The organism is Capnocytophaga sp. oral taxon 863 str. F0517 (assembly GCF_000466425.1).
Classification (GTDB): domain Bacteria; phylum Bacteroidota; class Bacteroidia; order Flavobacteriales; family Flavobacteriaceae; genus Capnocytophaga.
Window position 1 is genome coordinate 378 of sequence record NZ_KE992151.1, and the last position, 327, is coordinate 704.

The 327-nt window shown below is 44.0% G+C and carries 1 pseudogene; it reads left to right on the forward strand.

Annotation, left to right across the window (positions count from 1 at the left end):
* Positions 1 to 327, forward strand: a pseudogene (locus tag HMPREF1551_RS13950) (heat-shock protein Hsp70); the annotation flags it as partial.

Consider the following 327-nt stretch of genomic DNA (forward strand, 5'->3'; position numbering starts at 1 on the left):
GCTATATGGATTTGCCATCGCGTTACTATACGGTGGCTTATATTGATGCTGCTGATAGTGGCAGTGATTATCTATGTGCCTTGTTTTACCGAGAAGCAGAGGAAGGAAACTATATTTTGGATGTGCTCTACACCAAGGATCCCATGGAAGTAACTGAGAAGACAATTACCTATATGCTTGAAAAGTATAAGGTAGAGCGTTGCCATATCGAAAGCAACAATGGGGGCGGTCTTTTTGCAAGCAACCTTCAGCAGCAGGCCTACGATAGGGGTAATCATCTTACGCGTTTTTACCCTTTCCACCAAAATCAGAACAAGACGGCGCGTA